Source organism: Mycobacteriales bacterium (assembly GCA_035995165.1).
Classification (GTDB): Bacteria; Actinomycetota; Actinomycetes; order Mycobacteriales; family CADCTP01; genus CADCTP01.
On sequence record DASYKU010000088.1, the window covers coordinates 44743 to 50742 of the forward strand.

6 protein-coding genes and 1 pseudogene are annotated in these 6000 nt (G+C 72.5%); 4 read left to right on the forward strand and 3 right to left on the reverse strand.

The features are described from left to right. Nucleotides 1-505: 505 nt before the first annotated feature. Nucleotides 506-2095, reverse strand: a pseudogene (locus tag VGP36_14300) (MDR family MFS transporter). Further along, a complete protein-coding gene (locus VGP36_14305) occupies nucleotides 2092-2601 on the reverse strand; it encodes a MarR family transcriptional regulator (protein ID HEV7655886.1) in 510 nt (169 codons plus the stop codon). Before VGP36_14305 ends, VGP36_14300 begins: the two are co-directional and overlap by 4 nt. 157 nt (nucleotides 2602-2758) lie before the next feature. Between VGP36_14305 and VGP36_14310 the strand changes: the two genes are divergently transcribed. Further along, entirely contained in the window at nucleotides 2759-3265 is a 507-nt protein-coding gene (locus tag VGP36_14310; protein ID HEV7655887.1) for a DinB family protein, read from the forward strand. A gap of 41 nt (nucleotides 3266-3306) precedes the next feature. Further along, complete coding sequence (locus VGP36_14315; protein ID HEV7655888.1) at nucleotides 3307-3936, forward strand: haloacid dehalogenase type II; 630 nt, start codon at nucleotides 3307-3309, stop codon at nucleotides 3934-3936. A gap of 9 nt (nucleotides 3937-3945) precedes the next feature. Here the strand turns inward: VGP36_14315 and VGP36_14320 are convergent, their stop codons facing one another. Next, nucleotides 3946-4329: a VOC family protein gene (locus VGP36_14320; protein HEV7655889.1), complete on the reverse strand. Its 384-nt coding sequence runs from the start codon at nucleotides 4327-4329 to the stop codon at nucleotides 3946-3948. Between the two features lie 51 nt (nucleotides 4330-4380). On the opposite strand from VGP36_14320, the gene ligD reads away from it, so the two are divergent. Continuing rightward, nucleotides 4381-5331: a non-homologous end-joining DNA ligase gene (gene ligD, locus VGP36_14325; GenBank protein HEV7655890.1), complete on the forward strand. Its 951-nt coding sequence runs from the start codon at nucleotides 4381-4383 to the stop codon at nucleotides 5329-5331. 1 nt (nucleotide 5332) lies between these two features. Beyond that, the coding region (locus VGP36_14330; protein HEV7655891.1) for an SDR family NAD(P)-dependent oxidoreductase at nucleotides 5333-6000 on the forward strand (668 nt) is incomplete at its 3' end.

Consider the following 6000-nt stretch of genomic DNA (forward strand, 5'->3'; position numbering starts at 1 on the left):
CCGTCATTCATACCGTGCGTCCCGAGTCGGGACACGGAACCGCCCCGGGTCCGTGGGGGCCCGGGGCGGTTCGTGCGGTGGTGGGTCAGCCGGCGGAGGGGCGGCCGCGGACGGGCTCGCCCTCGGCGTACGCGTCGGGCTCGGCCTCGTGCCGGCCCTCGCCGGTGTGCTCGTCGATCGGGACCCGCAGTTCGTCCGGGTCGCCTCCGGCCGCGTGCCGGCCGCTGCCGTCGGTGTCGACGTCGGCCGTACCGTCCAGCGCGCGGGCCGGGACGAGTGTCCCGTCCGCCGCCGCGCCGGTGGAGCCGGTCGCGCCGTCAGAGCCGGTGTGGCCGGTCGCGCCGGTGGAGCCGGTCGCGCCGGCGGAGCGGGCGCCGGCCGGGGCGAGGGCGTCGGCCGAGCCACCGGAGTGGACGTCGGCCGGGGCCGCGCCGTCCGGCGGGATCGCGGCCGTCTCGGCCGGGGTGTCCTCCGCCGCGCGGGCCTGCGAGGCGGACCGGTCGGCCAGCGCGATCTCGGGCAGGAACAGCACCACGATCAGCCCGATCACCATCACCCCGACCGCGATGAGGAACACCACGCTGGTCGAGTCGGCGAAGCCGACCTTGAACGGGTGCGCGAGCACCGGGTCGAGCCGGGAGATGAACGAGGTGTCGTTCAGGTCGGCGTTGCCGCCGGTCGCGCTCTGCAGGGTCGAGGCCTGGTCCGGGTGCGCCGCCAGGGCCGCGAGGAACTGCGGGGTGTTGCGGACCGCCCCGAACGCGTCGGCGATCTTGCCGGGCAGGTTGGTGAGCAGGATCGACAGGAAGACCGCGGTGCCGAGCGTGCCGCCCATCTGCCGGAAGAACGTCACCGAGGAGGTGGCGACGCCGATCTCCCGCGGCGAGACCGCGTTCTGGGTGGCCAGGATGATCGGCTGCATGTTGCCGCCGAGGCCGACGATCGGCATGATCAGCATCGTCTGCCAGAGCGGGGTGTCGGCGCCGATCAGCGTGAACAGGAACAGGCCGATGACCATGAGCCCGGTGCCGATGATCGGGAAGATCCGGTAGCGCCCGGTCCGGGAGATCACCTGACCGGAGATCACCGACCCGACCATGATGCCGAGCACCAGCGGGATCGTGCTCAGCCCGGCCTTGGTCGGCGAGTAGCCCTTCACGATCTGCAGGTAGAGCGGCAGCACCAGGATGGCGCCGAACATGCCCATGCCGATGATCGTGCTGCTGATGCTGGCGATCGCGAACGTGCGGATGCGGAACAGCCGCAGCGGCAGCAGCGCATCGTCCTTGTACGCCCGTTCGGCCAGGTAGAACAGGACCAGCCCGACGGCGCCGATCACGTAGCAGAGCAGCGAGCGCCCCGAGTCCCAGCCCCAGGTCCGGCCCTGCTCGGCCACGGTCAGCAGCGGCACCAGGCCGACGATCAGCGCGACCGCGCCGGGCCAGTCGATGCGGTGCTCGCGCCGCTCGTGCGGGATGTGCAGCACCCGCTGGACCACGACCAGCGCGGCCAGCCCGATCGGCACGTTGATGTAGAAGATCCAGCGCCAGCCGGAGACGCCGAGGATGCTGTCGGCGCCGGCGAACAGGCCGCCGAGCACCGGGCCGAGCACGCTGGACGTACCGAAGACGGCGAGGAAGTAGCCCTGGTAGCGGGCCCGCTGCCGCGGCGGCACGATGTCGCCGATGATCGCCAGCGCCATCGAGAACAGGCCGCCGGCGCCGATGCCCTGGATCGCCCGGAAGCCGGCCAGCTCGTACATCGAGCGGGACAGGCCGCAGAGCGCGGAGCCGGCGATGAAGATCGCGATCGCGAACAGGAAGAACTGCTTGCGCCCGTAGATGTCGGACAGCTTCCCGTACAGCGGGGTGGAGATGGTCGAGGTGATGAGGAACGCGGTGGTCGCCCACGCCTGCAGCGAGAAGCCGTTCAGGTCGTCGGCGATGGTCCGGATCGCGGTGGAGACCACGGTCTGGTCCAGCGCGGCGAGGAACATCCCCATCATCAGGCCGACGAGGATCATCAGGATCTGGCGGTGGGTGAAGCCTCCGTCGGTCTGCTCCTGCGGAGCGTTCCGGGTGGCCGGGGTTGTCATGCGAGCTCCTGCTCTGCTTCTGCGGGTGTGACCGGGGTGACGAATCGGGGCACCGGCGGGCAGTACGCCTCGCCGAGCGCGCCGTTGAACCTGTTCAGCAGCTCTCCGAAGGTGGCCAGCTCGGTGTCGGTCCACCCGGCCACGGCGGCCGCGAGCAGGTCCCGGCGCAGCCGCTTGACCTGCGCGCAGACCTCGCGGCCGGAGTCGGTGATGGCCAGCAGGCTGGCCCGGCCGTCGGACGGGTCGGGCTCCCGCCGGACCAGCCCGCGCCGGACCAGCTCGGCGACCTGCCGGCTGATCGTGGACGGGTCGGCGTGGGCGAGCTCGGCCAGGGCGCCGGGACGCTGTGGTGCCTGCATCAACGGGAACAGCAGCAGCATCGCCGACCGGTCGTGACCGACCACGGAGCTGCCCTCGCGGGCGGCCGCGGCCTTCAGCGGATGGATGAGCCGCAGCAGCGTGCTCACCTCGGTGGCGAGCTGCTCCTCGGAAGCGGCTCGGTCCATGGTTACCCAGGGTAGAACTGGTTGCATGGATCAACCAACTAAAATGTGTCCCAAGGCGACGGAGGCGGTTCCAGGGGACCTTCTCCGCGGGATCGCCGCAACTGCTGGGCACGAGCCACCGGGCGGGAGCGGCGCGGTCGCAGTAGGGTCTGCCGCCGTGACGAGTGCTGACCTTCTCGCGGACGCGTTCGGACGGATCCAGAGCGTCGTCGGCCGGGCGCTGGACGGCCTGACCGACGAGCAGCTCGCCCAGCAGGTGGGGCCGGGCGCCAACTCGGTCGCCTGGCTGGTCTGGCACCTGACCCGCATCCAGGACGACCACGTGGCCGGGGTGGCCGGCACCACCCAGGCCTGGACCGACGCCGGCTGGTACGACCGCTTCGGCCTCCCGTTCGACCCCGCCGACCACGGCTACGGCCACGAGCCGGCCCAGGTCGAGGCGGTCACGGTCCCGGGCGAGCTGCTGCGGGCGTACCACGACGCGGTCTACCAGCGGACCCTCGACTACGTCCGGACGCTGTCCGACCAGGATCTGGACCGGGTCGTCGACACCCACTGGGACCCGCCGGTGACCCTGGGCGTGCGGCTGGTCAGCGTGATCTCCGACGACCTCCAGCACGCCGGGCAGGCCGCGTACGTCAAGGGCCTCCTCCTCAACTCCTGATCGTTGCGCTGACCGCGGCGGCGCCGGGGAGGATGGGCGTCATGGCGGTGTACGTGTTCGACGTCAACGAGACGTTGTCGGACCTGGGCCCGATGGGCACCCGGTTCGCCGAGGTCGGATTGCCGCCGACGACGGCGCAACTCTGGTTCGCGACCGTGCTGCGGGACGGGATCGCGGTCGCGGCCGCGGGCGGGCTGGCCCGGTTCGCCGACGTGGCCCGGGGCGTGCTGGCGCCGCTGCTGGCCGGCGACCCGGACGCGGTCGAGCACGTGCTGGCCGGCTTCCTCGACCTGCCGGTGCACCCGGACGTGGTCGGCGGGGTCCGGGCGCTGCGGGCGGCCGGGCACCGGCTGCTGACCCTGAGCAACGGCGCGGCCGAGGTCGCGGACGGGCTGCTGACCCGGGCCGGCATCCGGGCCGAGTTCGAGCTGCTGCTCTCGGTCGAGTACGTCGGGCACTGGAAGCCGACCCGGGATGCGTACCTGTTCGCGGCCCAGGCCTGCCGGCTGCCACCGGGCGCGCTGACCCTGGTCGCCGTGCACCCGTGGGACATCGACGGCGCGGCCCGGGCCGGGCTGCGGACGGCCTGGCTCAACCGCACCGGCGCGACCTACCCGCCGCACTTCACCCCGCCGCAGCGGACGGTCACGACGGTGGCGGAGCTGGCCTGAGCCGACCGGTCAGGTCAGCCAGGACTCCGGGTCGACGTCGGCGATCGTCTGGGAGAACGTCCAGGTGTGCCCGACCGGGTCGAGCGCCGTGTACTGCCGCTCCCCGTACGGCTGGTCGGCCGGCTCGGCCACGATCCGGGCGCCCGCGGCCCGGGCCCGGGCGCAGTGCGCGTCGGCGTCCTCGACCCGGACCATCACCGTGGCCGGCTCGGCCGGGCCGGCGGCGAGCACCAGCGAGCCCGACCCGTACGACAGCTGGATGCGGTGCTCGCCGATCGCGAGCCGCTCCAGGAAGCCGAACGCCTGCCGCAGCCAGGCGCTGGCGCCGGCCACGTCCGGGCAGCTGAGCACGGGGATGACCGCGGACGGCGGCATCGAACGGTTGTCCAGCATCCGGACATCCTGGCGTACGTCCCTGACCGTCCGGTCTGACAGGGTGGTCGCATGGCCGACACCGTGGAGATCACGCACCCGGACGAGGAGCTGTTCGACGAGGCGGGCGCGACCAAGCGGGACCTGATCGACTACCTGGAGGCGATCGCCGACCGGATGGTGCCGGAGCTGGCCGGGCGGCCGCTGTCGGTGATCCGGGTCCGGGCCGGCCAGGACCCGTTCATGCAGAAGAACCTGCCCAAGTACGCGCCGGACTGGATCGCGACCGCGAAGGTCTGGGCCGAGCGGTCCCGCCGCGAGGTCACGTACGGGGTGTGCGACGACGAGCGGACGCTGATCTGGTTCGGCAACCAGCGGGCCGTGGAGTACCACCCCACGCTGGTGCGGTACGAGGACCCGGACTCGCCGATCACCATGGTGATGGACCTCGACCCGCCCGAGGGCAGCGGCTTCGAGGTCGTCACCGCGGTCGCGCACCTGGTCCACCGGGCGCTGGACGAGATCGGCATGGCCGGCGCGGTGAAGACCAGCGGCTCCAAGGGCGTCCACGTGATCATCCCGGTCCGGGCCGGGACGTCGATCGAGGAGGTCGCGGCGGCGACCCGGGCGCTGGCCGCGCGGGCCGAGCGGCTCGACCCGGAGCTGGCCACCACCGAGTTCGTCAAGGACCGCCGGGAGGGGAAGGTGTTCCTGGACTCGACCCGCGCCGGCGGCGCGACCGTGGTCGCCGCGTACAGCCCGCGGATCCGGCCGGGTGTCCCGGTGTCGTTCCCGGTGGCCTGGGACGAGCTCGACGGAATCGTTCCGGGGGACTTCACGGTTGGCACCGCCGTCGAGGCGTTGCGGGTACGGCCGGACTGGGCATCGTTGCTGCCGGAGCCGCAGCCCCTCGACGCCGGGCTGGTCGAGGAGGGTCGGGGGATCCCGATCGCCCGGGTGCAGGCGATGCACGAGGGCAAGCGCCGGGCACGGGCCCGGCGCGCCGATTCGGAGGGAACGTAGGTTGTCGAAGGTCTGGTTCATCACCGGGACGTCGAAGGGCTTCGGCCGGGAGTGGGCGATCGCCGCGCTGGAGCGCGGCGACCAGGTGGCCGCCACCGCCCGCGACACCAACTCGCTCCAGGACCTGGTGGACGAGTACGGGGACGCGATCCTGCCGATCCGGCTCGACGTCACCGACCGGGCGGCGGACTTCGCCGCGGTCGCGCAGGCGCACGAGCGGTTCGGCCGGCTCGACGTCGTGATCAACAACGCCGGGTACGGGCACTTCGGGTTCGTCGAGGAGATCACCGAGGCGGAGGCCCGGGCCCAGCTGGAGACGAACCTGTTCGGGGCGCTCTGGGTGACCCAGGCGGCGCTGCCGTACCTGCGGGAGCAGGGCAGCGGGCACATCCTGCAGGTGTCCTCGATCGGCGGGATCTCGGCGTTCCCGTGGGTCGGGATCTACCACGCGTCCAAGTGGGCGCTGGAGGGGATCACCCAGTCGCTGGCCCAGGAGGTCGAGCAGTGGGGGATCAACGTCACCTCGATCGAGCCCGGCGGGTACGCGACCGACTGGTCGGGGCCGTCCGGTGGGTTCTCCGACCGGCTGCCGGCGTACGAGGAGTTCTTCGCGCAGGTCATGGAGGCGCGCAAGCAGCGGGTGGGGACGCCCGGGGACCCGGTCGCGAC

Bases quoted from the DNA above. Each gene is read 5' to 3' on its own strand.
- VGP36_14305 (HEV7655886.1), bottom strand. From the start codon at position 2,601: ATGGACCGAGCCGCTTCCGAGGAGCAGCTCGCCACCGAGGTGAGCACG.
- VGP36_14315 (HEV7655888.1), top strand. From the start codon at position 3,307: ATGGCGGTGTACGTGTTCGACGTCAACGAGACGTTGTCGGACCTGGGC.
- VGP36_14320 (HEV7655889.1), bottom strand. From the start codon at position 4,329: ATGCTGGACAACCGTTCGATGCCGCCGTCCGCGGTCATCCCCGTGCTC.
- ligD (HEV7655890.1), top strand. From the start codon at position 4,381: ATGGCCGACACCGTGGAGATCACGCACCCGGACGAGGAGCTGTTCGAC.